The sequence below is a fragment of the Pseudomonas sp. 5.2 genome, assembly GCF_059025405.1.
Map to the genome: position 1 here is coordinate 1 of NZ_JBYBHH010000056.1, position 740 is coordinate 740.

The following is a 740-nucleotide window of genomic DNA, read 5'->3' on the forward strand; positions in this document are numbered from 1 at the left end:
CAACTTAACAAACCACCTACGCGCGCTTTACGCCCAGTAATTCCGATTAACGCTTGCACCCTCTGTATTACCGCGGCTGCTGGCACAGAGTTAGCCGGTGCTTATTCTGTCGGTAACGTCAAAACAGCAAGGTATTCGCTTACTGCCCTTCCTCCCAACTTAAAGTGCTTTACAATCCGAAGACCTTCTTCACACACGCGGCATGGCTGGATCAGGCTTTCGCCCATTGTCCAATATTCCCCACTGCTGCCTCCCGTAGGAGTCTGGACCGTGTCTCAGTTCCAGTGTGACTGATCATCCTCTCAGACCAGTTACGGATCGTCGCCTTGGTGAGCCATTACCCCACCAACTAGCTAATCCGACCTAGGCTCATCTGATAGCGCAAGGCCCGAAGGTCCCCTGCTTTCTCCCGTAGGACGTATGCGGTATTAGCGTTCCTTTCGAAACGTTGTCCCCCACTACCAGGCAGATTCCTAGGCATTACTCACCCGTCCGCCGCTGAATCGAAGAGCAAGCTCTTCTCATCCGCTCGACTTGCATGTGTTAGGCCTGCCGCCAGCGTTCAATCTGAGCCATGATCAAACTCTTCAGTTCAATACTGCTTGGGTTTTTAAGAAACCCTAAACTTGGCTCAGCAATCTCAAATGACTATGTGATTTCTCGCATGGTCACTTGTGATGCTGATAATCTTTGTGACTATCAGTCCGTACTCACAAGCACCCACACGAATTGCTTGATTC

Annotated in this window: 1 rRNA gene; it reads right to left on the bottom strand. The window is 50.8% G+C overall.

Annotated elements, in window-relative coordinates:
• Window positions 1-594 (bottom strand): 16S ribosomal RNA (locus tag AC5PZ0_RS28275); the annotation flags it as partial.
• Window positions 595-740 lie beyond the last annotated feature (146 nt).